Source organism: Williamsia limnetica, from assembly GCF_003217475.1.
GTDB lineage: Bacteria > Actinomycetota > Actinomycetes > Mycobacteriales > Mycobacteriaceae > Williamsia > Williamsia limnetica.
The window spans coordinates 58650-85498 of sequence record NZ_QJSP01000005.1; the positions used below are offsets into that span (position 1 = coordinate 58650).

The window sequence follows — 26849 nt, forward strand, 5'->3', positions numbered from 1 at the left end:
GAGTCGGCCTGTGACCGAATCCTTCACCGCACCTGTTGTCGCCGCCGGACTCATCGGCGGATTTGCTGCCGCCCGATACAGCGGACGCCGTGAACTCGGCGGCGTGGTGCTCGCTGCCGCCGGCGCCTGGTGCACCACGGAGTGGTTCAAGGCGAAGGGTCCGGTCGTTGCCGGTTCGCTCCTGGGCGGGTATCTCGTCGCGTTCGGCGCCTCGCATCCACTGGCCAAGAAAATCGGCGCCTGGCCCGCGGTGTTCGCGGTGACCACCGCAGCAGCAGGTGCGGCGTACGCGGTCGCCGACCACTGACCGCATGGTGCTGACGTGAGCGACCACTGATGTCCGGGCTCACGATCACCCTTGCTCTGCTCGCAGTCCTCCTCGTGGTGGTGGCCGTCCTGGCCCTGCGGGTCCGCACCCGACCGACCCTGACGACGCCGGCTGAACGGGCGGTGCACGCGACGCTGCACACCGCGTCGTTGGCCGCCCGTCCGCTGCGGCGCGGATTGGACGCGGATTCGGCGGCCGAGGCCGCGCCCCACCTGCGCGGTCTCACCGCCGCCGACGCCCTCGGTCTCGCCGACGCGAACGGTGTGGTCCTCGCGTGGACCGGACCACACGCACGCTTGAGCACACACTTCGCCGACGCCGCCGTCCGCGCCTCGGAGGAGGGGCGACGGATCTTGATCAAGGCCGACGAACTCGACGAACCCGGGGTACGGGCGCTGGTGGTGCAACCGCTGCTGCCCGGCGAGTCGGGATCGGTCGGGGTGATGGGGGTGGTCACCCGTACCCAGCCCGGCCCCGGGATGCTGTCGGCGATCGCCGAGGTGGCGCGCTACGCGGGCAACCAGATCGAACTCGCCGAACTGGACGCATCGCGCGCCCGACTCGATCGTGCAGAGGTCCGCGCCCTGCGCGCGCAGATCAGTCCGCACTTCATCTACAACGCACTGGGCACCGTCGCGTCGTTCGTGCGCACCGACCCCGAGCAGGCCCGTGAACTGATCCTCGAGTTCGCGGACTTCACCCGGTATTCGTTCCGGGCGGCAGGGGAGTACACCGTGCTCGCCGATGAACTGCGCAACATCGACCGCTACCTGACACTCGAGCGCGCTCGCTTCGGTGGCTCGCTCGAGGTTCGTCTGCAGGTGGCGCCCGAGGTCCTCAATGTCGTGTTGCCGTTTCTGGCTTTGCAGCCTTTGGTCGAAAATGCGGTACGACACGGAATTTCGAGCAAACCCGACGGCGGTACGGTGACAATCGTGGCGGCGGACGAAGGCACCGATTGTGTGATCAGCGTCGAAGACGACGGGATCGGGATGGATCCCGACCTACTGAGGTCTGGCGATCTCGACGCCATCATCTCCGGCGCGAGCGGTCACAGTGCCACCGAGAGCGCTCACGTCGGGCTGGCCAACGTCGACGACAGACTCCGCGCGGCATTCGGGAACGACTACGGGTTGGTCGTCGAGACGGCGCCCGGCGCGGGTACCAAGGTCAGCATGAGGGTGCCGAAGTTTCGCCCCGGGGTCGCGGTGTGAGGCGTGGGCGCCCGCGAAATCCTCGACCGGCCACGAACGTCAGTCGCGTGATTTAAAGTCAGCTGGTGGAGATTACCGAAGTCGCCGACAGGCTCGAGATCACCGACGTTCTCAGTAGGTACGCGCGTGCGGTGGACACGGGCGACTGGGACCTCTGGCGGTCGCTGTTCACCGAGGACGCCGAGATCGACTACAGCGCCGTCGACGGCCCCGTGGGTCGCCGCGGAGAAGTGTCGCAGTGGCTGGCCGAGTCGATGGCCCTGCTGCCGATGAAACAGCACTACATCACCAACATCGAGTGCGACGTGGACGGCGATACTGCGCAGGCACTGGCGATGTTCTACAACCCGATGATGCTGCCGGGGCAGACTGAGCTCACGATCTGCGGAGGTTGGTACCGGCACCAACTGGTCCGCACCCCGGAAGGATGGCGCACCAGGGCGTTTCGGGAAGAGAACGTCTGGTTCGGCAGTCCCGTCGGAGATCGTCGCCCCGCCGGTCCGGCCGGGGCGGGCTCCTCCACACGGCACGCCGACTGAACTGCCCTTTCTCGCCGGGTTGGTTGGCCCGGCAGGGGCCCCGGCATGAGATCATGGATGCGTTGTGACGCAGAACTCATTGCCGCCGAACCGGCACGGACCGCTGACGGTGCTGGCTGTCGACGACGAGGCGCCCGCCCTCGATGAACTGGCCTACCTGCTCCGGAAGGAGGAGGCTGTCGGCGAGGTGATGACGGCCGCCGACGCCACGACAGCCCTGCGGGTGATCAAGGATCGGCCGGACACCATCGACGCGGTGTTCCTCGACATCAACATGCCCGGACTCGACGGTCTCGAACTGGCGGGTGTGCTGGCCGCGTTCGCGAGCCCGCCCGCGGTGGTGTTCGTGACCGCGCACGACGACCGCGCGGTCCGGGCGTTCGATCTCGGTGCCGTCGACTATCTACTCAAACCTCTGCGGGCACAGCGGCTCTCCGAGTCGGTACGCCGGGTGGTCGAGCTCCGTGAGCAGCGGGAGTCGTCGGTCACACCGCCGGGCCCCGCCGCCGAGAACGACTCCGACGAGGTGATCCCTGTCGAGATGGGCGGGGCCACCACGCTGGTGCACCGCTCGGCGGTGTTGTGGGTCGAGGCCGACGGCGACTACTCGAGACTGCACACCGAAACAGGGTCGCACCTGGTTCGCATACCCATCTCGACTCTTGAAAGTCGTTGGGAAAAAGCGGGATTCTTGCGAGTGCACCGCTCCTACCTGGTGTTGCTGCGCCTGGTCACCGGGATCCGCACGGTCGGTTCGGGCACTGTCGTCTGCCTGGGCCCCGGCCAGGATCGAGCACTCGTCGAGTTGCCGGTCAGTCGGCGGCATACGCGTGAACTCAAAGACCGGCTGGTCCGAAGTACGAAGCCGGGCCGATGACCTCATCGGGTGACGGCACACCGAAGGCCCGCGAGCGTGTCGTGCTCGCCAAGCGCCGCGGGGCGCGAACGGTCCGCTCGCGTGTCGAGGTCCAGGAACACACGGAGGTCGGCGACGCGCTGATCAGGGGGCTCATGCGGGCCCAACTCGGACTGGCGTTGCGGCTGGGCGGCCTCACGCTGCTGGTGCTGGGGTCGATCCCGTTGCTGGCGGCCATCTTCCCCGAACTCTCGGACGTGACCGTATTCGGCGTCCGGCTGCCCTGGTTGGTGCTCGGCGTAGGGGTTTATCCGATGTTGCTGGCCGTGTGCTGGCTCTACAACCGGTTGGCGGACCGCAACGAACAAGAGTTCGCAGACCTGGTCGACGACTGACGGCGCCGGTGCAGATGCAGACGATATCCGGCCAGTCGGTGCCGCTGCCGACGCTGATCGCCCTGATCGCGGCTGCGGTCGCCACGGTGGCGATCGGCACCTACGGGGTCCGGCTGGCCCGCACCACCTCCGACTTCCTCGTCGCATCACGCAGTGTGGGATCGAACTGGAACGCCGCCGCGATCTCGGGCGAGTACCTCTCGGCGGCCTCGTTTCTCGGGGTCGCCGGCCTCATCGCAAAATACGGTGCCGATGCGCTCTGGTACCCGATCGGGTTCACCGCCGGTTACGTGGGCCTGTTGCTGTTCGTCGCCGCCCCGCTGCGAAGGTCGGGTGCCTATACCGTCCCCGACTTCGCAGAGTTCCGGCTGGGCTCCAAACGACTTCGTAAACTCGCCACCGGCGTTGTGGTGCTGATCTGCATCCTCTATCTGGTACCCCAGCTTCAGGGTGCCGGCCTGACCCTCAACATCCTGCTGGGAGTGCCTGCGTGGGTCGGGGCGGTGGTGGTCGGCGTGATCGTCATCGCGAATGTCATCGGCGGCGGCATGCGGTCGATCACGTTCGTCCAGGCGTTTCAGTACTGGCTCAAACTCACCGCGATCGCGGTACCCGCGTTGGTGCTCGCCATCCACTTCTACGGCGACGACCAGAAATTGGGGTCGGATGCACCGCCGACGGTGACCGAGCAGACCACGGTCGACGTCACCACCGATGTCGTCGTACGGGTGTCGGGCGACCTACTGGTGGCCGCGACGGGTCGCATCGACGGTGACCAGGTCGCGGGTCCGGTGCGCCTGGGCCCCGGCGACCACGAGATCAGTGCAGGAACATCGCTGGAGCTCGCCGCAGGCTCCTCTGTGCCGGTGGTCGCAGGCGCGCCGGCCACCCACGACGAATGGGCGGCACCTGGATGGGGTTTCGGCGGGAAACACCCGATGTATCAGGTCTATTCGCTGATCATCGGTATCTTCCTCGGCACGATGGGTCTACCGCATGTGCTGGTGCGGTTCTATACGAACCCGGACGGGCGGGCCGCCCGCGCGACCTCGCTGGCGGTGGTCGGTCTGCTGGCCGTCTTCTATCTCTTCCCGACCCTGCTCGGTGCGTTCGCCCGGCTGTGGGTTCCGCAGTTGCTGATCACCGGGGCGTCCGATGCCGCGGTGCTGCTGTTACCGGGGAGTGTGGTGTCCGGCATCGGTGGCCAGTTGCTGGCGGCGCTGGTGGCCGCGGGTGCGATCGCCGCCTTCCTCGCCACGTCGTCGGGTTTGCTCGTGAGTGTGGCAGGCGTCCTGAGCACCGACGTCCTGCGTGGTCGGGTCCGCGACTTCAGGATCGCCTCTTTGCTCGCCGGCATCGTTCCACTTCTGCTCGCGGTCGCGGTCACCTCCATCGATCTGTCCCGAACCGTCGGTTTGGTGTTCGCGGTTGCGGCCTCCACCCTGTGCCCGCTGTTGGTCCTCGGGATCTGGTGGCGCGGACTGACCGCGACCGGCGCCGCGGCAGGGCTGATCGTCGGTGGTGTGGTGGCAGGCGGGGCGGCGCTGGCGACGGCGGTGGGCGGCTTCTCTGAGAGCCTCCTCGGAGGTTGGCCGGCCGCGCTGGTCGGCTATCCGGCAGCGGTGAGCGTGCCGCTTGCCTTCGCGACGATGGTGGTGGTCAGCAAGATGACGGCGGCTCAGATCCCCGCCGATGTCGGTCGATTGTTCACCCGATTGCATGCTCCCGAGGGTCTCGGCATGGGTAAGGACCGCGAATCGAACCTCAATCCCGGGGAGCGACCCCACTCGGAGTGAGTGCCGTTCGTCGCAGATTTTCGACCGTTCACCGCACAGATCGACAGCTCACCGTGTGAGCGCGGCCACATCATTTTGCTGTGATCCAGACCTCACTAACGTACGAACGAGTTCTAGATCCCTTCACACCAGGAGTCTCCCGTGACCACACCAGACCTGAGCCCGGAGGCGTCGCCACAGCGACCCGCCCCGGATGAGCAGGCGTTCATCGACATGCAGGCCAGTCCGGAGTTCCAGGATCTGCGCCGCAGGCTGCGCGTCTTCGTGTTTCCGCTGACGGCCTTCTTCCTTGCCTGGTACATGCTCTACGTCCTGTTGGCGACCTACGCCACGGAGTTCATGGCCACCAAGGTCTGGGGCAACATCAACCTGGGCATCATCCTCGGACTCGGACAGTTCGTGTCGACGTTCGTCATCACCGCCGTCTATGTGCGGTTCGCCAACCGCGATCTCGATCCCCGTGCGGCCGCGATCCGCGACGAGCTGGAAGGCCCGCTGAAATGACCACACTCGCCGCAGATGCCGCCTCGGTCGGCAATCCCGCGCTCAACATCGCGATCTTCGTCGCATTCGTCGTCATCACCATGACGATCGTGATCCGGGCCAGCAAGACCACCAAAAAGGCCTCCGACTTTTACACCGGAGGCGGACAGTTCTCTGGTCCGCAGAACGGTTTCGCCATTGCCGGTGACTATCTATCGGCTGCCTCGTTCCTCGGAATCGCAGGAGCTATCGCTGTTTTCGGCTACGACGGCTTCCTGTACTCCGTCGGATTCCTCGTCGCCTGGCTGGTGGCGCTGCTCCTCGTCGCCGAATTGCTCCGTAACACGGGACGATTCACGATGGCAGACGTGCTGAGCTTCCGGCTCAAAGAACGTCCGGTCCGAATGGCAGCCGCGTTGTCGACGCTGACCGTGTCGCTGTTCTACCTGCTGGCCCAGATGGCCGGTGCCGGTGGGCTCGTCGCACTACTGCTCAACATCGACGGCAAGTTCGGCCAGGGCGTCGTCGTCGCCGTCGTCGGTGTCCTGATGATCGCGTACGTGCTCATCGGTGGCATGAAGGGCACCACGTACGTGCAGATGGTCAAAGCCGTCCTGCTCATCGCAGGTGCAGGTGTCATGTTCGTCCTCGTCCTGTTCGCGGTGAAGGGCAACTTCTCGCAGCTCATCGCCGACGCGCAGGCCACGGTGAGTGGTTCGGCGAATGAGGCGGTCGCAGGTCGCGACATTGCTGCTCCGGGTGCGAAGTACGGCATCAGCGACATGTCGAAACTCGACTTCATCTCGCTCGGCATCGCACTGGTCCTCGGTACCGCCGGCCTGCCGCACGTCCTGATGCGCTTCTACACCGTCCCCACCGCCAAGGAAGCCCGCCGCTCCGTCACCTGGGCCATCGCCCTCATCGGCGCGTTCTACCTGTTCACCCTGGTGCTCGGGTACGGCGCAGCCAAGTCGGTCGGTCCGGACAAGATCCTCGCCGCACCAGGCAAGGAGAACTCGGCAGCACCACTGCTGGCGTTCGAACTCGGTGGCACGATCTTCCTGGCGGTGATCTCGGCGGTCGCGTTCGCGACGATCCTCGCCGTCGTAGCCGGCCTGGCGATCACCGCGTCGGCGTCCTTCGCCCACGACATCTACGCCAGCGTCATCAAGCGCGGCAACGCCACCGAGGAGCAGCAGGTCCGGGTCTCGCGGATCACGGTGGTCGTGATCGGTGTCATCTCGATCGTCCTGGGCATCGCGGCCATGGGGCAGAACATCGCCTTCCTGGTGGCATTGGCCTTCGCCGTCGCCGCCTCGGCCAACCTGCCGACCCTGCTGTTCTCGCTGTTCTGGAAGCGGTTCAACACCACCGGTGCGCTGTTCAGCATCTACGGCGGTCTGATCACCTGCATCGGGCTGATCGTCATCTCGCCTGCGGTGTCGGGTAAGACGACCTCGATGTTCCCGGACGCCAACTTCGACTTCTTCCCGATGTCGAACCCGGGCATCGTCTCGATCCCCGCAGGCTTCCTCCTCGCGATCATCGGCACCTACATCGGTGGCCGCCGCAAGGAGAACGCCGCCAAGCAGGCCGAGATGGAGGTTCGCTCGCTCACAGGAGTGGGCGTGGAGAAGGCAGTCTCGCACTGAGTCTTTTGCTCGCTCCGCTCGCTTTGTCGGATGTGGCCATCAGGCGGTTGTTCTTCCCTTCTCCTCACCTCGCTGCGCTCGTTCGTCGGCAGTCCAGAACAACCGCGGCCACGTCCTCCGAAAAGACCCCGCCCCACCATCAGCACAGCTGCGCTCGTTCATCGGAAGTCCAGAACAACCGCGGCCACGTCCTCCGACAAAATCCGGCCTCACCATTCAAAGCTGGTGGGGCCGGATTCGGTTGTTCTCAAGCTAATAGGCGCCACAGCCCGATGATGCCGACGATCACGATCACCGCGCGTAGTGCGGTGGGGGAGAGTTTGCGCCCGTACTTGGCGCCGACCACGCCGCCGAGCAGCGATCCGAGCGCGATGAGACCGGCAGCGACCCAGTTGATCCGGTCGAATGCGACGATCGTGTAGGCCAGGGCGGCAACCACATTGACCAGCAGTGACAGCAGGTTCTTGGCAGCATTGAGACGCTGGATCTTGTCGTTGACGATGACGCCCATCGCACCCATCAGCAGGATTCCCTGGGCTGCGGTGAAATAGCCGCCGTAGATGCCGACGAGAAACGTCGAGCCGGTCAACAAACCAGTCCGCTTCGGCCCGAGAAAAGCGTCGTGCAGATCATCGGGATCAGCGACCATCCGCTTCGCCGTCCACCGCTGGATGCGGGTCTGCATCACGACGAGGATCAACGCCAGGACCAGCAGTACCGGGACGATCGTCTCGAACGCCTTCTCGGGGAGGTGCAGCAACAACCAGCTACCGATGATCGCGCCGACCAACGACGCCGGGATCTGCCACTTCAGTCGCGGCCATTGCCCGGCCAGCTCGCGCCGGTAACCCCAGGTCCCGGAGACACCACCGGCGACGAGGCCGACGGCGTTCGTCATGGTGGCCGCCACCGGAGGGAATCCGAAGGCGACCAGCGTGGGGAAGGTGATCAGGGTGCCGCTGCCGACCACGGCGTTGATGGCCCCGGCGCCGACACCGGCGAACAAGATCGCCAACACTTCCCAGATCGACATTGGTATACCGTGCCACGCGCGGTTTCGGCCGCACCAATCGCCCGACTCGGCTTCACTGGTGCGTGATGAACTACGACGTCACGGTGACCGATGACAATTTGTCGGCTCGGCCGCAGGACTATCCCGGCAGACCGGTACCCGGCATCGGGCTGCTCCTCGACGGTCGGTTCTCGACCGCAAAGGGCGTAGATGATCTGACCACAGCTCTTCGCCGGCACGGTCTGACCGACCTCGCCGGCCGCACTGCGGTACTCGCTGTCGGTTCCAATGCCTGTGCGGCGGTGATCCTGCGGAAGCTGGAGTCGGTGGGCGTCGATTCCGCGGTGCCGTTCCTGACGGGTGCCGCTACCGATATTTCTGTGGGGCACAGCGCGCACCGCAGCGTCGCCGGTTTCATCCCAGCTGCGCCGTATGCCACCGTCGGCGCCCGAAGAATCCTCACGGCCACCATGTTCACGGGCGATCAACTCGCGGCGATCGATGCAACCGAGCCCAACTACCGGCGCATCACTGTGGCCTGTGATCTGCGTGGGGAAGGCAGGGCGGAGCTGTACGTGTCCCGGTGGGGCATCATCGCACCGCCGGGAGGTTCAGTTCTGCCCCTGATGTCGCAAGCAGAACTCTTCGACCGATTGAGCGAAGGATGCCGGGGATTCGGGCAGGCCCGGGCGGACCCCGACCCCCGGGCGGTCGCCGACCTCCTCGACGAGCAGGGCTGGGCGCGGGACTCTGGTCTGGGGTGAACTAACCTCGCGAGTGTTGCTATGTCCGTCCACGCGTATCGGAAGAGGAGGTGATCGGTGTGGCTTGGCTGATCGTCGCTGCTGCGGTGGCGTTCGCGGTGCTGACACTGCTCGGCTTTCTCTGGTTCGCTTACGACTCGAACAAGAGGGTGCGCAGGTTCGCCAACTCGACCGATCTCGTACCGGGTAAACCCGGCCGCGCGCCGGCGGAGTGGAGAAAGTCACCGGAACCGGAAGCCCTGCTCCATCGCCGGATCCGGTATGCCATGGGTCTGGTCTACGAGAATCCGTCCCTGCGCAACGACGTCGACCTGCGCGCCGCACGAGAACGACTGGACGATGCAGTATTCGTCCTGGCTGACGAGCTGATCGCCGCCGCCGGTGCCCCCGACCGGGACGCCGACGAGTTCCGGAGGATCGGGTGGGCCGTGCGCTGGCTGGAGCTCCTGCCCGGCGAACTGTATTACGCGCAGAAGGCGCAAGCGCTGGTCAAGATCGACGCCGCGATCGCGAACCTGCGTGACCCCGCTGAGCCGCCGCCCGTCGAACCCGAGAATCCGGACGACCCGGACGATCCGGACTACAAGGCCTGATCCGCAGAGAGCGAGCCGACGACCTCGGCGATGGCCAGACACGAGGTGAGGCCGGGGGACTCGAAGCCGAACAGGTTGATCAGTCCGACGATCCCGTGGTCGGATGAGCCCTGGATCATGAAGTCGGCGTTCGGTTCGCCGCGACCGGAGAGCTTGGGCCGGATACCGGAGTACGCCGGGCTCAGTGCTTCATCGGGTAGTCCTGGCCAGTACTTTCGGATCTCGGCGTAGAACGCATCCGCTCGGCCTGCGTCGACGGTGTAGTCGACAGCCTCGATCCACTCGACGTCCGGCCCGAACCGCGCCTGGCCGGCGAGGTCGAGGGTGAGGTGTACTCCCAGGCCGCCGCCGGCGGGAACCGGGTACACGAGATGGGAAAACGGGGCCCGCCCATGAGTGAGCGAGTAGTAGTTCCCTTTGGCCAGAACGCGTCTCGGTATCCGATCGACTGGATACCCGGTGATCGCCTGCGCGACATCCCACGCGCCGAGGCCTGCGCAGTTGATCACGGTGCCACACCGAACCGGAGTTCCGTCGAGGTCGATCTCGGGTAGTCCATCGACCACGCGGCCCGATGTCACCGTCGTGCGCAATACGGTCGCGGCGCCCGCGTCGCCGGCGTCGCGATGCAGGGACGCCATCAGTCCATGGCTGTCGACGATGCCGGTCGACGGTGACAGGAGTGCCTCCAGGGCAACGAGATCAGGTTCGAGGTCGGCGAGTTCGGCGGCTTCGACCCGGCGCAGATCATGCACACCGTTCGCGGCGGCCCGGGCCTTGATCGCGGTGAGTTCGGCGACCTGTCCGTAATCGGTGGCGACGATGAGTTTGCCCAACCTGCGGTGTTCGACAGAGCGCTCGGAGCAATAGTCGTACAGCAACTCTCGGCCCCGCACGCACAGCTGCGCCTTCGCGCTCCCGACCGGATAATAGATTCCGGCGTGGATCACCTCGGAGTTGCGGGAACTCGTCTGTGTCCCGATCGCATCTTCTGCGTCGACGATGACGACCTCCCGACCGCGGAGGGCGAGTTCTCTGGCCACGGCCAGCCCGATCACGCCGGCACCGATCACCAGGCAATCGAGTGTCTCGGCCACGGGCGTTCACCTCTGCGTTTCTTCTCGCCGGCGACGTCGTCCGGTCTCGGGTACCGCCCTGAGAATACGCCGTACGCTGCGAATGCCGTGGCCACCGAATGATGGCGCCTGACGCTGCCGGCTCGCTATCGTCGTGGCAACCGGCGAGTCAAGAGGAGGGCGAGGCATGGGCGAGCCACAGTTGCTGACTGCCAACGGCGTGAATCTGTGTGCGCAGTCTTTCGGTGACCACCGCGATCCCGCGGTATTGCTGATCGGTGGGGCCGGGTGTGCGATGGACTACTGGGCCGTCGACTTCTGCGATCAACTCGCGACAGCCGGCCGTTTCGTCATCCGGTACGACCTGCGTGACACCGGCCGGTCCGTCGACTATCCGCCCGGGGAGCCGACCTACACCTCGCGTGACCTGGCCGGTGACGCGATCGGAGTGCTCGACGCCCTGGGCGTCACCGCGGGGCACATCGTCGGGATCTCCATGGGTGGCGGTCTCGCTCAACTGTTGTCGCTGACCAACCCTGACCGCGTCGCGTCGTTGACCTTGCTCTCGACCACGGCGATCGGTCCGGTCGGCGACGAACTACCCGGACCGAGCGCCGCTCTCGCCGAGCATTTCGGCGATCCTCCGACTGAACCGAAGTGGCGCGACAACGCGGCGGTGATCGACTACCTGGTGGAGGATCTGCGCGCATACGCAGGAACGCTTCCGGCGGACGAGTTCGCCCTTCGCGAGCTGGTGCAGACAATCGTGCTACGCACCAACAACATCGAGTCGAGTGTGAAGAACCACGCGATGCTGCCGGACGACAAGGCGTTGCCGGTGCTGCGGATGTCGGCGATCGCGGCACCGACGTTGATCATGCACGGCACCGCCGATCCGCTGTTCCCCATCGAGCACGGGCATGCCCTGGCGAGAGCGATCCCCGACGCGAGATTCGTTGCGTTGGAGGGGGTAGGGCACGAGGTGCCACCGAGAGCGCTGTGGCCCCAGGTGATCGGGGAACTCATCCGGCATACCGCAGCTGCCGTCGAGTGAGGCCCACGGTTCAGCGCTGGGCGAGCGTGCCCCTTTGTCCCGGCGACACCCGTGCGCGACTCTCGACGCGATCGCGGGCGATGGTCTTCGCGATCTCTCCGGCACGCACTGCGCTGTTGGACAGCAGTGACGACGAGATGCCATGCGTGTGTTCGGTTCCGCCCTGGAGGAAGACGCCACCGGGAAGTGGCGACTTGGCAACCAGGCGGTAGTCGCGGGATACCTGTGCACCCTGGGCGTCGAAGGCGATGCTGTCGGTCAGGTCTCCAAGAATCGTACGGAGGTTCATCGGATTGAACCCGGTGGCGCAGACCACGGCGTCGCAGACGATGTCCTCGGTCAGTCCCGTCGGCTCATGGCGAACTGTCACGGTGACCCGGTCCTGTGCCTCGGCAACGGCAACCACCTGCGAAGCACCGTGGACGAACAGCCGACGTTGCCCACGGACCCGCTCGTCGTACTCGCGGGCGTACAACTCTTCGATGAGCGGCAGGTCGACGGCCGAGTAGTTGGTACCCCGGTGGTATCGCATGAGTTGCTGACGGAACTCAGGTGAAGCCGAATGGAAGTCGTCGACAGCCGCGGGATCGAAAATACGGTTGGCGTAGGGACTGTCGTCGGCCGGGCTGTAGCCGTACTTGGCGAAGACCGCGTGGATGTGCGAGTTCTGGTGGTGGGTGTGCAGGTACTCCACGACCTCGGCGGCGCTCTGGCCGGCGCCGATCACGAGGAAGTTCTTTGTGGTGGGTTCGGGGAGTTCGGCAAGATGCGACAGCAGCTGATGATTGTGGAAGACCCGCTTCGAGGGCGCCACGCCGTGCGGCATCTTCGCTGCCAGTCCGGCAGCGACCACGATGTTGCGGGCCCGTACCACGCCCGCATGCCGCCCCTCCACCCGGACCGCGAACATATCGTCGGCAGTGTCGATCGAGACCACCCGACTCCCGTACGAGACATCGGCGTTCACACCGCGCGCTGCCCACTCGAGGTAGTCGTGGAACTCGTGGCGGGTCGGGAAAAAGGTTTGGAAGTTGACGAACTCGGTGAGTCGGTTCACCTCGGAGAGGTAATTCAGAAATGTGTAGCGGCTGCGTACGTTGCGCTGCGTGGCCAGGTCTTTGAGAAACGACACCTGCATGGTCGTACGAGGCAACAACATTCCCGGATGCCAACCGAACTGCTCTTTTGTCTCGATGAACCGGGACGAGAGCTGTTGCTCTGGTGGGAGTTCGGCGTTGAGCTCTTCCAGCGCTAACGCGAGGGCGAGATTCGACGGGCCGAAACCGATGCCGAGGATGTCGACGGCCTCCGTGGTGTGGTCAAGCATGATCTCCATCCCTTCCTTGGATGTTCCAAGCGGTCCACAACTGGGCAAAGGGGCCCGGCGTGGCAAGTAGTTCCGAAGGTGTTCCCTGCTGGACCAGTACTCCGCGGTCCATGACGACCACCCGATCGCATGCGATCGCCTGGCTCAGCCGGTGGGCGACGATCAGCGTCGTACGGCCTGCAGTCGCCGCCGCAGCCGAACGGTCGAGATCACGGGCGCCCAGACTCCCCGCCTCGGCGGTGGCCTCGTCGAGCACCGCGATCGGTGGGTCGATCAGCATGAGACGGGCCAGCGCGAGCTGCTGTGCCTGGGCGTCGGTGAGCTCGTGACCACCTTCGCCGACGACGGTGTCCAGCCCCTGCGGCAGCTTCTCGGCCCACTCCAGCGCACCGACCCCGGCGAGTGCGGTGCGGATCTGGCCGACATCGGCCCCCGGCTTCGCCAACTGTAGGTCGTCGGTCACCGTACCTGCGAAGACATGCACGTCCTGGCTCAGCACCACGACGTGTTGCCGCACAGTGCGATAGGGCAAGGAATGTAGGTCGAGTCCGCCGACGGTCGCTGAGCCCGACGTCGGTGGGTAGGTGCCCGCGGCGATGGCCGCGAGAGTGGACTTGCCTGCGCCGCTCGGGCCGACGAGTGCCACCGAGGTCCCGGGCTCGATCCGCAAGTTCACCCCGCGCAGCACCGGGTGCCCGGGGTCGTACCCGAAGTGCACATCGCGCAATTCGAGAGCGCTGTCGGCGGGTACGGCTCCGGCAACACTGCTGTCGGTTGCGTGCGCGGTGTCGTCCTGGGCGACGCCGACGAGTCTGGTCAACCCCGCCGCGGCCAGCTGTAGATCGGCGAAGCTGTACAGGATCATCCCGATCGGGTTGAACAGTCGGTGAAAGAGCAGTGCCGCGGCGGTGGTCGCTCCGACCGTGACCGCGCCGTCTTCGACCAGGATGAATCCGACCACCAGAATCGATGCGAGTCCGATGAATTCGGCCCGATTGACCCGACCCACCAAGCGCGTGAAGAGGGTGAAAGCCGCGATGGAGATGTCGCGCGCAGCTGCAGACGCCGCGTCGATCCGCGCGATTTCCCGTTCCTCGATCCCGTAGGCGTGCAAGGTGCGCGCGCCGACGATCCTCTCCACGAGCACTTGGGAACGCTCGGCGACCGCACGCCGTTCGGCGCTGTAGCGCGGTGTCGAGCGCGGCAGGTACCAGTGCAGCGCGAGACCGTAGAGGGGGATCGCGATGGCGCCGGCAACGCCGAGCCGCCAGTCCAGACCGGCCATCGCGATGATGCTGACCGCTGCGAGGACGGCGGAGATCACCACGGTGGGCAAGACTGTCGACACCGCTTTGCTCACCGCCGCAACGTCATTGCTGACCCGGGAGAGGAGGTCGCCGCGTCCGGACTTTTCCATGGTGTCCGCGGGCAGCCGCAGCGCGGTCCGGACCACCGCTTCTCGCAGCTGCGCCAGCAGGTCGGAGCCGAGGGCGGCGATCACATACATCGAGAACCCGGCGGCGACGCCGCCCAGCAGGGCAGCGCCGGCAGCGACCGCGGCGATGGGCAGCAAGACCGAGAGCCTGCCGTCGTCCGACACCTCATCGACCAGCACCCCGAGTGCCAGAGCCGGTGCCACCGCGGCGATCCCGGCGATCAAGGAGGCGACCGCGATCCTGACGAGGGCGGATCTGCGCTCCCTGAGGGCGGTGGTCAACCAGCGACGCGTCATCGCTCCGGTCGCCACCGGCAGTGCAGTGTGGGGCGCCCGGACCTGGCTGAGGGTCATCGGAGCACCGCCTCGCGGTACCGCACATCGGCCGAGGCGAGCTCGGCATGGGTACCTTCGCCGCGAACCCTGCCGCCGTCGACGAAGATGACGCGGTCTGTCCACGTCAGGAGGGCAGGACTGCTCGTGATGACGATCGTGGTGTGGTCGGTTCGGCCTTCATGGCGTCGTCGGTAGAGCTCGGTGGCGACCGTCCGTTCGGTGACGGAGTCGACCGAAGTCGTCGGATCATGCAGCACGAGCACAGAACTCTCCGAGATCAGCGCGCGCGCCAACGCGACGCGTTGGCGTTGGCCACCAGACAGGGACTGCCCGCGATCAGAGATCGTCCGGCCGATGCCGTCCGGATGGGAGTCGATGAGGTCGGTTGCTGCGACGGCCCGCAGTGCAGCGGTCGCGTCCGACTGTGTGGCGGCCGGCGCGCCCGAGATCACGTTGCTGAGCAGGGAACCGGTGAACAGGTCCGTCGCGTGCGGCTGCACCAGTAGCGCGCGCGGGAGTTCGGCCAGATCAGCTGCGGCGGCAGGGATGTCGGACACCCACACCGCGCCGTGGTCCGGGGAGGCCTGGCCGGCGAGCAAGTCGATGATGTTCGTACCGTCGACAGGGTCGACGACCACAACGCCGACGCAGTCGCCTGGTTTGGCGGTCAGACTGAGTCCGCGCAGTGACGCGTACCGGACATCGCGGAACTCCACGCCGTGTGGTCCCGGCCCCAGCCGGGACGCACCGGCCGGTTTGCTGAAATCAGCATCGGCGATCAGGGCGAGACGTTCGGCAGATGCTCGGGCTGTCGCGGCCTTGCCGGGTAAGAGGGAGAGCATGGCGAGTGGTTCCAGAAAGAACTGGGCCAGCCCCAGAACGGTGATCAACTCGCCGATGCTGATGCGGCCTTCGAGTGCATACCACCCCGCGCCGGCGGCGACCGCCACCGCCAGCATTGCGCTGACCCCGACCGCAGCCCCCATGAATGAGCCTTGGCCGGCGGCAGTCCGGCGCATGGCTGTCAGTGCGTGGCGGCTCGCGGTCGTGTAGCGCAGTGCTGCTGCGTCTTCGGCGCCGATACCGCGGAGTGGCCTCAGTCCGGCGATGAGATCGGTGGCCGCGCTGGTCGCTCGTGCGATGCGGGTTTGCTGCGCGAGGGTCTGGCGCGTCAGCAGCGGAGCGCTCAGTTGCAGTGAGCCCAGGACCAGCGGCACCCCCAGCAGCACTGCCACACCCAGCGGTACGTCGATGATCAGGAGCGCTACCGCGCACAGGGCGAGTGCGGCCAGGGCTCCGAGCGCCTGTGGCAGATATCGCAACAGCGCGGCGGTTTCGTCGGCGTCTGTCCCGGTCACGGCAAGCAGTTCGCCGCTACGGAGGTCTGTCCGCAGGCGTCGGGGACCGAGTATCCGGCGAACGGCGTCCATGCGGAGCTGATGAGCTTGGTGCAGTGCCGCGTTCATCCCGAGTCGGGCACCGAGCCGATAGCAGATCGTCAGTGCCAGGAAAACTGCCGCGAGGACGCCGATCCATACGGCCAGGGCTCCCATGTCGCCACCGTCGACGGCCTGATCGACGATGACGCCGATCAAGACGGGGACCGCCACCTCGCACATCTGATGCAGACACAGCAGCACAGCTGCCGCAGTCAGTGGGCCACGTCGCTCTCGCAGGCTCTGCCGGATGATGGACGCGCCTGAACTGACCGTCGGCGCGCTCACGACACCTCCCCTGCCACAGGTTCGGCGTCGTTGCTCGCCCGCAGATATCGGTCGACGATCGGTCCGATGGTCTGCAGCGCGGTATGACTGCACATCTGCCAATGTGTGAAGGGAACCGGGCAATCGGTGATGGCACCCGTGACGAAGGGGAACCAGGAGTCGGCGGCGTTCGTCCCCGGACCGTCGACCGAGTCGGCGCCGACCACGAGCAACTGGCCGCCGAAGATGCCGGGGGTGTGCTGGTGCAGCAGTGAGGAGTTGTGCCTGGCCGCTGCGACGAGTTGCCGGATCTGATCCGCCGTCAACCCCGGCGGCATGTCTTCGATCCCGTCGAGCAGGGCAACCGCGTCATCGAGGGTGACCTCGCCGAGAGCACCGGAGTCGATGTGGTCGAGGCCGAGTGCTCCGAGGAGATCAGCGGCGCGCAAGGGCGTCGACGTGGAGTCGACGACGGCGGCATGACTGTCCAGCATCACCAGGGCAGCCACCGGAGAGCCGGTTTGTTCGAGTTGCACTGCCATTTCGTGCGCGATGACACCGCCGAGCGACCAACCGAGGAGGTGGTAGGGCCCGTGGGGTTGTATCCGGCGTATCTCGCGCACATACCGTGCAGCCGTGGCCTCGATCGAGTCGGGTAGTCCTTCGTCGGAGATGATCCCGGGAACCTGGATGCCGATGATCGGCTGGTCGATATCCACATGGCGGGCCAATCCGGCATAACTCCAGGCGAGTCCGAGGATGGGGTGGATACAGAACAGTGGAGGCCGCTCCCCTTCGGGTCGGATCGGGAAGACCACGTCGAGGGTGGCAGCGTCGGCGATCTCCGGGCCAGGCGCGTCGATGCGTCCGGCCAGGCCGCGTGGAGTCGGATCGTGGAACAACCACTGGAGCTGGGCCGGTCGCCCGGTCGTGCGTCGAATCGCGTCCATCATCCCGATCGCGAGCAGTGAGTTGCCGCCGAGGTCGAAGAAGTCGTCCAGTGCGCCGATTGCTGTTGTCGTTCTCAGCGTCATGGCGAACGCGTCGGCGACCAACCGTTCGGTGCCGGTGTCGGGCTCGGTGAAGGGCGCCGATGATGTGAACTCCGGTGCCGGGAGCGCCTTTTCGTCGAGCTTGCCTGATGGTGTGACCGGCAGGTGTTCGACCGCGACCACGGCCGCGGGCACCATGTGGCGGGGCAAGAACTCGGCGATGAATGCGGAGATCTGCCCATCTTCGACTTCGGCATCCGGCGCGGCGACGACGTAGGAAACCAGGACAGGATCACCGGATTGCGTTGAGCGGCTGACTGTCACCGACCGTTTGACCGCGGGATGTCGACTGACCGCAGTGTCGATGTCACCAAGCTCTACCCGGTGGCCACGGATCTTGATCTGTCTGTCGCCGCGACCGTGGTAGCGGAGTTCGCCGTTCCGGGACCAGGTGACCACGTCGCCGGTGCGGTACATACGCTCGCCGTGGGTGCCGAAAGGGTTGGCGACGAACCGGTCTGCGGTCAGGTCCGGCCGGCGATGATAGCCACGGGCAAGCGCGGGTCCGCCGAGGTACAGCTCGCCGGGCACGCCGACGGGCACAGGGGCCAATCGCTGGTCCAGCACACACAGTTCGAACCCGTGTACCGCACGTCCGATCGCGACGGGGTGACCAGGCTCTAGCGAGGCCACCGTGGCGATGTCGGTGGCCTCTGTGGGCCCGTACCCGTTGCGCATCGTTCGACCGGGTGCCCAAGCGGCCACCAGCTCGGCCGACACCGCCTCGCCGCCGACACCGAGCACGGCCAAATTCGGCAGGGAACCAGGGGAGAGGGTCCCGAGAACAGACGGTGTGATGAGGGCATGGGTGACGTTGTCGTGCGCCATCAGTTCTGCGAGCTGTTGTGGCGAGAGCTCGGGATCGGAGATCACCAGTGTCGCTGCGGCGCTCAACGCCGAGATCTGCTCACCGATCGCCATGTCGAAGCTGGGCGAGGTGTTGTGCAGGAATCTCGACGATGATTCGACGAGGTAGTTCTCGCGGCGCTCCGCCGAAAGGTTCGCCAGTCCGGAATGCGTGACGACCACGCCTTTGGGTCGTCCGGTCGATCCGGATGTGTAGATCATGTATGCAGGCTGATCGACTCGTGCCGGTACCGGTTCGAAGCGGCGATCGTCGGCCTTGGTGAGGTCTCCGAGGTCTTCGAGCACGAACCAGCGGACGGTGCCCGGCAGGTGGGGTCGCTCTGCCCTCGTCGTGATCCCCAAGGCAGCACCCGAATCCGAGATCATCTGAGTGATCCGCTCGGCCGGATAGCGGGGATCCACGGGCACGAATGCGGCCCCAGATCTGGTGACCGCCCAGACGCTGCGCACCGAATCGATCGAGCGGGGGAGCGCGATGGCGACGAACGTCTCGGGCCCCGCGCCGGCGTCGACGAGCAACCGGGCCAGGTTGCGGGACCAGGCGTCGACCTCGCGGTAACTGTGTGCGGCACCCCGCCAGACGAGTGCGGTGCCGTTGGGGTTTCGTGTGACGGCCGCGCCGATGAGTTCGTCCAGGGTCGCGGGTGGTGCGGACGCCGATCCTCGTGCGGGTACGAACGACAGCGCTTCGGCGGTGGTCAGCAGAGGCAGATCTGCGAGGGTGATCGACGGCGTCGCCGCGATCACATCGAGGACCCGAACCAGTCGCTCCGTCAGACTCGTCGCAGTCTCGGCGTCGAAAAGATCCGTGGCGTACCTCAGCTCACCTTCCAACGGAACGGCGATCGCGGCCGGTTCCCGGATGGTGAATGCCAGATCGAACTGGGCGGCGTGGGTCTCGAAGGCGACCGGGGAAATGGTCAGTCCCGGCAGCTCGACATTGGTCGGCAGTGCAGGGTCGATGTTCAGCATCACCTGGAACAGGGGTGAGAACGACTGGGTGCGAGGAGGATTCATGACCTCGACGAGACGCTCGAAACTGACATCGCTGTGCGAGTACGCGGCAAGGTCGGTCGATCGGACCGTGTCGAGGAATTCGTCGAACGTGCGGTCAGCGTCCACCGTTGTCCGTAGGACCAAGGTGTTGACGAACATTCCGACCATGGCTTCGAGGTCGGCATCGTCGCGACCGGAGACCGGTGTCCCGATCACGACGTCGGCGGAACCGGAAAGCCGCGCCAACAGAGCCGCCAGCGCCGCATGAACGACCATGAACAGGCTCACACCCCGCCGCTGCATCAGCGACTCCATACCGGCGACCGTGACAGCGCTGACTTCGAAACCGACCGCGGCGCCGCGGTGCGAGGCGATCGTGGGACGCGGCCGATCCGTGGGGAGATCGATCACCGCAGGTAGGTCCGCGAGCTGTCGTTTCCAATACTGGATCTGCAGTGCTGCCGGGGATTCCGGGTCGTCTTCGCTGCCGAGAACACGCTGTTGCCACAGCGTGAAGTCGATGTACTGGACCGGCAGTTCTTCCCAGCCCGGTGCGATGCCGACGCACCGCGCGGTATAGGCGACCATGAGGTCTCGCGCCAACGGCGCCATCGACAGCCCGTCCGCAACGATGTGATGCAACACCAGAACGACGACGTGGTCGTCGCTGCCGCACGCCAACAACCGTCCACGGACCGGAACTTCACGGGCGACGTCGAATCCGCTGGATGCCAGCTTGAACACCGCCTGCAGCACCCTCGTGGGATCGGTGGGCACCGGAGTGAGGTCGACGCCGGCGGCGGCCACCACCCGCTGGACGGGCGCCTGTCGCTCGGCGGGGAACACGGTCCGTAGCGACTCGTGACGGTTCGTGACGTCAGCGAACGCCGCCTGCAGCGCCGCGATGTCGAGGTCGCCGATGATCCTCAGCGGCAGCACGATGTTGTACGTGGAGGCGGTCGTGTCGAACTGGTTGACTATCCACATTCGCATCTGGGCCGCTGACAACGGGGCCTCCACCGGCCGAGCCACCCGCGAGAGAGCCGGGCGAGCCGCGCCGCGGTCGTCGATCTGCCTGGCCAGCGATGCGACATCGGGGTGGTCGAACAAGGTCTTCACGGACAGTCTACTCCCAGTGACCGTATTCACTCGGGACACAACCCGAATCGCGGACAGCGAGTTGCCGTGGAGATCGAAGAAGCTGTCGTCGGCACCGACTGAGGCCTCGTCGACTCCGAGGATCTCGGCGAACATGCCGGTGAGAAGACGTTCTCGCTCGGTCTCCGGTGCCCGGTAGGCCCGTGTCGAGATCATCTCGGGCTCCGGGAGTGCGCGATCGTCCAGCTTTCCGTTCGGAGACAGCGGCAGTGAGGCGATGACCATGATCGCGGCGGGGTGCAGGTGGCCGGGCAATCGGGTGGCCGCGTACGTCCGGAGCACTGCTGCCTCTGCCGTCGCGCCGACGACGTAACTCACCAGCCCGTCGTCGCCACCTGGCAGCCTCCGAACCGTGGTCCGGACGACGTCGACTGTGGGGTGTACTGCCAGGACGGCATCGATCTCTCCCAGTTCGATCCGGTGTCCGCGGATCTTGACCTGGTTGTCGGAGCGACCGTGGTAGCGCAGTTCACCCTCGACCCAGGAGACGACGTCGCCGGTGCGGTACATGCGGGCACCCGGGACCGAGTAGGGATTGGCCACGAACCGCTCTGCGGTCAGCGCGTGTCTGCGGTGGTATCCGCGTGCCAGTGCCGGTCCCGCGAGATACAGCTCCCCGGTGACTCCGGGAGGTACCGGCCGGAGCCGGGGGTCGAGAACGAAGAGCTCGACACCGTGGACTGCCGTACCGATGGATACCGGCCTGCCGGCTTCGAGGCGGGCAACCGTGGCGATGTCGGTCGCCTCGGTGGGCCCGTAGCCGTTGCGCATGAGCCTGCCCGGCGCCCAGCGGTCGACGAGCTCAGGCGTGACAGCTTCTCCACCCACGCCCAGGACGACCAGGTCGTCGAGGCCGGCGGGGTCGAGAGCGGCCAGCATCGTCGGCGTGATCAGTGCATGGGTGATGTGCTCTGTCGCAAGCAGTTCGGTCAAATCGTCTGGTGCCAGGTCGGGCGGTGAGATGACCAATGTGGCCGCGGCAGACAACGCCGCGATCTGTTCTCCGATGGCCATGTCGAAGCTCGGAGAGGTGTTGTGGAGAAAGCGCGCCGCCTCGTGCATCACGTAGCTCGAACGACGCTCGGCAGCGAGGTTGGCAAGGCCGCGATGGGTCACCACGACGCCCTTTGGTGTTCCGGTCGAACCGGACGTGTAGATCATGTACGCGGCACGGTCGACGTCCACGGCGGCATCGGTGCACCGCACATCGGTGGGGCCGCGCTCGTCCTCGACGATGATCCAGTGCACGGTGTCCGGCAGGTGCGGACGATCGGCCGCTGTGGTCAGTCCGAGGCGAGCACCGGAGTCGGTGAGCATGTGGGCGATTCGTTCCCCCGGATACGCGGGGTCCAGGGGGAGGAACGCGGCACCGGTCTTGATGACTGCCCAAGTTGCGCGTACGGAGTCCAGCGAACGGCGAACAGCCACGGCGACATAGGATTCGAGACCAGCGCCGTGGGATGTCAAGTGCTGGGCCAGCTCGGTCGACCAATCGTCGACCTCACGGTAGGTGTGAGCCGCACCCTGCCACTGCAGTGCGACACCGTCAGGATTCGCCCGGACGGCCGTGCTGATCAACTCGCCGAACGTTGCAGGAGCCACGGATGCGGGGCCGAGTGCAGGAACCAGGCGCGCCGTTTCTTCTGCATCGAGGATGTCGACATCACCGATCGCCACCTCCGGCTGCTCGGTGAGCTTGTCGAGCAACCGCACGAACCGGGACGCCATCGCCTGCGCTGTGGAAGCATCGAAAAGATCGGTGGCGTAACGCAGTTCACCCGTCAGTGTGCCGTCTGCCTGCTCATCGATGTTCAGTGCCAGATCGAAATGTGTGGTCCCGTGTTCGAAGTCGAGCGCGCGGACCGTCAATCCCGGAAGTTGCAGCGCAGCTGCCCCGTCGCTGGTGGTCACCGTGTTGGTGTGCACACTCAGGGTCACCTGGAACACCGGTGAGAATGCCCCGGACCTCGGCACCGAGAGTTCGTCGACCAATCGTTCGAAGGGTACGTCCGCGTTCGCATAGGCGGCGAGGTCGGTGGCGCGTATCTGGCCGATGAGCTCACTGAAGCGGGTCCCGGGATCGATGATCGTCCGGAGCGGCACTGTGTTGACGAACATGCCGACGAGGTCGTCGAGCAACGGATCGGAACGCCCCGAGATCGGCGTTCCGATGACGATGTCAGGCGTGCTGCAAATGCGCGCCAACAGGGTGGCGTACGCAGCGTGCAGAGTCATGAACATGGTCGCGTCATGGCTACCCGCGAAGTGGCGCACCCGATCCGTGAGGTCGCGATCAACGGCGAAATCGACTGCCGCACCGCGATAGCTGACAACGGCGGGCCTCGGTCGGTCCGTCGGAAGGGATAGGACTGCGGGTGCACCGCTCAGGATGTGCATCCAGTTCTTTGCCTGCCGGCTTCCGGCAGCGTCGGGGTCATCGGAGGCACCCAGCCAGTCGTTTTGCCACACTGCGTAATCGGCGTACTGAACCGGTAGCTCCTGCCACCCCGGAGCAGCTCCTCGCCTGCGTGCCTCATAGGCGATTGCGATGTCGCGGGCGAGGGGTGCAAGCGATCCGCCGTCCGCGACGATGTGATGCATGATCAGTGCGAGCGCGTGGCTGCGGTCGCTGAGACGAAAGAGCTGGGTACGCAGACTCATCGACGTGGTGATGTCGAAGGGGGTGCTTGCCAGCATCCCCAGTGCCGGTATCAGTCTGGCGGCGTCCAGCGGACGCGGGGTGAGGTCGATGGAGACCTGATCGATGGGGAGCACCCGTTGCACCGGGCCTGCGTCGTCTTCCGGGAACACTGTGCGCAAAGATTCGTGTCGCTGGAGGACATCGCGCATTGCGGCGTGCAGCGCCTCGACATCGAGGTCGCCGTCGAGGCCGACGACCAACGGAAGATGGTAGGCGGTCGTGGAGGGATCGAACCGGTTGAGGAACCACATACGCGTTTGCGGTGGGGAGAGAGGTACGCGTTCGGGACGCACGCCGGCCACCAGGGCGGTTCGAGTCGGCCCGGCCGACCCGGGGCGCCGCGCGATGCCGCTGACGGTCGGGTCCTCGAAGATGTCGCGCACCGTCATCCTGGTCCCGAGTTCGGCATTGATCCGGGAGACCAGCCGGGTCGCGGTGAGGGAATCGCCACCGAGTTCGAAGAACCCGGCGTCCGCACCGACGCGGTCGGTGTCCAGCACTTCGGAGAAGATCGACGCCACCACGAGTTCGTTTGTCGTGGAGGGGGATCGATAGGGCGAAGCCGGTGCCAGCTCGGGCTCGGGTAGGGCCGAGCGATCAACCTTGCCGGTACGGTTCAGGGGAAGGTGCTCGAGCACGGTGATGACCGTCGGCACCATGTGGGCGGGGAGTGCTTGCGCCAGCGCCATTCGCACCGCGGCGGGCTCGATCGTCTGCCCCGGCGCGGGCGAGAGGTAGCCGACGAGGATCGTCTGATCACGGCGGTCCTTACGGGCGACGACGACCGCTGCTCCGACGTCGCTGCGGCGGTACAGCTGTGACTCGATTTCTCCCAGTTCGACCCGCAATCCGCGAATCTTCACCTGGAAGTCGCTGCGGCCCAGATATTCGAGTCGGCCATGTCCATTCCACCGGACCATGTCGCCGGTGCGGTACATGCGCAGGCCCGGGGCGGTCGGGTTCGCCACAAATCGCCCGGCAGTCAGGTCCGAGCGACCGAGATATCCGCTGCCCAGACCTGCTCCCGCGAGATAGAGCTCTCCGGCGACTCCCTCCGGCATCGGCCGCAACCAGCGGTCGAGCACCAGGGCCCGCACGCCCTGCAGGGGCGAGCCGATCGTGATCGACTCGGGCGCGACGAGTGCCTCCGACATGGTGACCACCACGGTGGTCTCGGTCGGGCCGTAGCTGTTGAAGAACCGCATCCGGGACCCGAACCTGGCCACCAGATCGGGAGGACACACGTCGCCACCGACCACGACTGTCTCGAGCGATTCGAGTTCCGCCACGTCGAGGGTGCCGAGAATCGCCGGGGCGCAAACGATGTGGGTGACCGCACCCCGACGTATCACCTCGCCCAGTTCGTCGCCGCCGACAACGTCCGGTGGTGCGATCACGAGCGTTGCGCCTGCACTGAAGGCCAGCACCATCTCGAATATGGATGCGTCGAAACTGGGTGAGCTCACGCGCAGAACCCGGGATGACGGCGTCACGGCCAGCTCAGGACGCGCCTGTCTCGTGAAAGTGGCCAGGCCCGTGTGGGGGATGGCCACCCCTTTGGGCACGCCGGTCGAGCCGGACGTGTAGATGATGTACGCGATGTGCTGGTCGCGGATACGCCCGCCGCGGTCGGCGTCGGTGATCGGTGCGTCGGATTCGGCATGAACGACCTCGTCGAACCCGGTGCCGCCGAACTCGATGCCGTCGATCTCGAGCCATGGGACGGTCTGCGGCAGCGGGGCGCAGATGTCGGTGAGGCCGATCGTCGCTCCGGAATCGACGAGCATGTGCGCCAGGCGCTCGGTGGGGAGTCGAGGATCCATGGGGAGGTAGGTGGCCCCGGTCTTCGCGATCGCCCACAGGGCGCACAGGCCGTGGATGCCGCGGGGGAAGGCTGCGGCGACGACGGTGCCAGGAGCCGAACCGAGTGTGATCAGTCTGCGCGCCAGCCGGTTCGTGGTCTGATCGAGTTCGCGGTAGCTGATTTCGAGATCGCCCGAGACGATCGCGGTTCGTCCCGTTGCCACCCCCCTGGCGAGGATGTCTGCGAGAACAACCGGCTCGAGCGCGGGCGCTCCGGCAGCGGGTACGAGTGATCGCCTCTCGGGTGCGGTGAGGACGTCGAATCCGAACACCGGCGAGTCGGGCGGGGCGGAGGCGAAGGTCTGCAGGAGATCGATGAACCGGCGGTGATGGTTTCGAAGGTCGACGTCGGTGTAGGAACGGCGGTTCGCCTCGAAATCGATGCGGGTGGTGCCGTCGACGCTCGGGTACAGGTTCACCGAAAGGTCCTGCACCGGACCGGTGGACAAGATCTGGAAGCGACCGGACACAGGGCCGAGTTTCACGTCGGACGGGAAGTTCATGATGTTGATCGCCGGCCCGTAGAAGCCGCGAGGGTCCCCGTTTCCGCCCAGGTCCCGCCGCAGATCTTCGCTGCGGTAGCGCTGATGTCGCAGGGCTCCGGTGAGGTCCAACTGCACCTGCCCGACAAGCTCGGCAAGTGTTGTGGTCGGTGAGATCGTCACTCGTATCGGGACGACGTTGGACACCATGCCCCCTGACCGGCGAAGCACCGCGCTGGTGCGGCCGGAGACCGGAAGGCTGAGCACCACATCGTCGGCGCCCGTCAGGTGCGACAGGTACGCCGCGAGCGCGGCGATCAGTATCGGGGTCTGAAACGATTGGGTCCGCTCGGCGGCGGCGTCGAGCGCGGCGGTGAGCTGCGGCGAGAGCAGACCGCCGATTCTTCGAGGACAGACATCGGGCGCGGCGGCCGTTGATGACAGGCTGAGCGGGTCCGGCAGTCCCGCAGCCTTTCCCATCCAGTAGTCACGGTCTTTAGTGAAGCGCGCAGAAGCGCGGTACGAGTCCTCCGCAGTGTTGAGCTCGGTCAGTGGTGGTACCGACGGCGGATTCGGCTCGCGCCCCTCCAACGCCGCGGTGTACAGGTCTGAGGTGCGGTTGATGAGAAGAATCGCGCCGTAGCCGTCGATGACGATGTGGTGGATGCAGGAGTACCAGTAGTAGTGCTCGTCGGCGAGCCGGAGCACCGCGCCCTTGATCAGCCGGTCGTGCAGCAGGTCGATCGGTGCCGAGTAGTTCGCGACCATCCAGGCCTGCGCGGCGGCAACCGGGTCAGGCTCATGCCGGAGGTCTACCCTCTCGAACCGGTCGGACAGCGTGCTGTCCACTATCTGATACGGCGTGCCGTCTATCTCGATCAGCCGAAGCATTCCGCAGTCGATCTCGTGCATGCCGGCGCGCACGACGTCATCGAGCAGATCGACGTCCAGGGGACCGTTGATCTCCGCGTAGTTGGCGATGACGATCGGGGTGTCAGGCATCAGGTGCTGGGCGAACCAGATTCCACGCTGCGCTGCGGTCAGCGGAAAAGCGGCGTTATCGGTGCTGCCGACCGAACGGCCGGTGGGGCTACTTTGTGACGGTTCGACCGACTCCACGTGACGCTCTCTCGTATCTTTTCTGAGCGCGTAAATCACCGGTCGGAG

General features: G+C 66.0%; 17 protein-coding genes. 11 read left to right on the plus strand and 6 right to left on the minus strand.

Annotation, left to right across the window (positions count from 1 at the left end; genetic code table 11):
* The first annotated feature begins 10 nt into the window (after positions 1 to 10).
* From DFR67_RS09560 to DFR67_RS09595, 8 genes are all read left to right on the plus strand, one after another.
* Complete coding sequence (locus DFR67_RS09560) at positions 11 to 307, plus strand: hypothetical protein (protein WP_084839564.1); 297 nt, start codon at positions 11 to 13, stop codon at positions 305 to 307.
* 29 nt (positions 308 to 336) lie between these two features.
* Entirely contained in the window at positions 337 to 1542 is a 1206-nt protein-coding gene (locus DFR67_RS09565) for a sensor histidine kinase (RefSeq protein ID WP_110469319.1), read from the plus strand.
* A 65-nt stretch (positions 1543 to 1607) separates the two neighbouring features.
* Positions 1608 to 2081 carry a nuclear transport factor 2 family protein gene (locus DFR67_RS09570; RefSeq protein WP_211324987.1) on the plus strand — a complete coding sequence of 158 codons (474 nt, stop codon included), beginning with the start codon at positions 1608 to 1610 and terminating at the stop codon, positions 2079 to 2081.
* Positions 2082 to 2145: 64 nt separating this feature from the next.
* Positions 2146 to 2958: a LytR/AlgR family response regulator transcription factor gene (locus tag DFR67_RS09575; protein WP_211324988.1), complete on the plus strand. Its 813-nt coding sequence runs from the start codon at positions 2146 to 2148 to the stop codon at positions 2956 to 2958.
* Entirely contained in the window at positions 2955 to 3332 is a 378-nt protein-coding gene (locus tag DFR67_RS09580; RefSeq protein ID WP_110469320.1) for a DUF485 domain-containing protein, read from the plus strand. Before DFR67_RS09575 ends, DFR67_RS09580 begins: the two co-directional genes overlap by 4 nt.
* A gap of 14 nt (positions 3333 to 3346) precedes the next feature.
* Positions 3347 to 5128, plus strand: coding sequence for a sodium/solute symporter (locus DFR67_RS09585; RefSeq protein ID WP_110469528.1), 1782 nt, complete (start codon positions 3347 to 3349; stop codon positions 5126 to 5128).
* 141 nt (positions 5129 to 5269) lie between these two features.
* Positions 5270 to 5632, plus strand: coding sequence for a DUF485 domain-containing protein (locus DFR67_RS09590; RefSeq protein WP_110469321.1), 363 nt, complete (start codon positions 5270 to 5272; stop codon positions 5630 to 5632).
* Entirely contained in the window at positions 5629 to 7263 is a 1635-nt protein-coding gene (locus DFR67_RS09595; RefSeq protein WP_110469322.1) for a solute symporter family protein, read from the plus strand. Before DFR67_RS09590 ends, DFR67_RS09595 begins: the two co-directional genes overlap by 4 nt.
* 247 nt (positions 7264 to 7510) lie before the next feature.
* Here the strand turns inward: DFR67_RS09595 and DFR67_RS09600 are convergent, their stop codons facing one another.
* Positions 7511 to 8296 (minus strand): sulfite exporter TauE/SafE family protein, encoded by a 786-nt coding sequence (locus DFR67_RS09600; protein WP_110469323.1) that lies wholly within the window; start codon positions 8294 to 8296, stop codon positions 7511 to 7513.
* 65 nt (positions 8297 to 8361) lie between these two features.
* Here DFR67_RS09600 and DFR67_RS09605 point away from each other — a divergent pair, with 65 nt between their 5' ends.
* Positions 8362 to 9039 carry a hypothetical protein gene (locus DFR67_RS09605; RefSeq protein ID WP_110469324.1) on the plus strand — a complete coding sequence of 226 codons (678 nt, stop codon included), beginning with the start codon at positions 8362 to 8364 and terminating at the stop codon, positions 9037 to 9039.
* Between the two features lie 59 nt (positions 9040 to 9098).
* Positions 9099 to 9632: a hypothetical protein gene (locus DFR67_RS09610; protein ID WP_245937849.1), complete on the plus strand. Its 534-nt coding sequence runs from the start codon at positions 9099 to 9101 to the stop codon at positions 9630 to 9632.
* Here the strand turns inward: DFR67_RS09610 and DFR67_RS09615 are convergent.
* Positions 9620 to 10729 carry an NAD(P)/FAD-dependent oxidoreductase gene (locus DFR67_RS09615; protein ID WP_110469325.1) on the minus strand — a complete coding sequence of 370 codons (1110 nt, stop codon included), beginning with the start codon at positions 10727 to 10729 and terminating at the stop codon, positions 9620 to 9622. The two genes, DFR67_RS09610 and DFR67_RS09615, sit on opposite strands and share 13 nt — an antisense overlap.
* Positions 10730 to 10895: 166 nt before the next feature.
* On the opposite strand from DFR67_RS09615, the gene DFR67_RS09620 reads away from it, so the two are divergent.
* The gene (locus DFR67_RS09620; RefSeq protein ID WP_110469326.1) at positions 10896 to 11762 is read left to right on the plus strand and encodes an alpha/beta fold hydrolase; all 867 of its coding nucleotides are present in this window, start codon (positions 10896 to 10898) and stop codon (positions 11760 to 11762) included.
* 10 nt (positions 11763 to 11772) lie between these two features.
* Here DFR67_RS09620 and DFR67_RS09625 read toward each other — a convergent pair whose 3' ends face one another.
* The 4 genes from DFR67_RS09625 to DFR67_RS09640 are packed head-to-tail and all read right to left on the minus strand — an operon-like array spanning position 11773 to position 26801.
* Positions 11773 to 13089: a lysine N(6)-hydroxylase/L-ornithine N(5)-oxygenase family protein gene (locus DFR67_RS09625; protein ID WP_110469529.1), complete on the minus strand. Its 1317-nt coding sequence runs from the start codon at positions 13087 to 13089 to the stop codon at positions 11773 to 11775.
* Positions 13082 to 14878 (minus strand): ABC transporter ATP-binding protein, encoded by a 1797-nt coding sequence (locus DFR67_RS09630; protein ID WP_110469327.1) that lies wholly within the window; start codon positions 14876 to 14878, stop codon positions 13082 to 13084. The genes DFR67_RS09625 and DFR67_RS09630 overlap by 8 nt, the downstream gene beginning before the upstream one ends.
* Positions 14875 to 16584, minus strand: coding sequence for an ABC transporter transmembrane domain-containing protein (locus DFR67_RS09635; protein ID WP_245937850.1), 1710 nt, complete (start codon positions 16582 to 16584; stop codon positions 14875 to 14877). The genes DFR67_RS09630 and DFR67_RS09635 overlap by 4 nt, the downstream gene beginning before the upstream one ends.
* Positions 16581 to 26801 (minus strand): non-ribosomal peptide synthetase, encoded by a 10221-nt coding sequence (locus tag DFR67_RS09640; protein WP_110469328.1) that lies wholly within the window; start codon positions 26799 to 26801, stop codon positions 16581 to 16583. Before DFR67_RS09640 ends, DFR67_RS09635 begins: the two co-directional genes overlap by 4 nt.
* Positions 26802 to 26849: the final 48 nt, after the last annotated feature.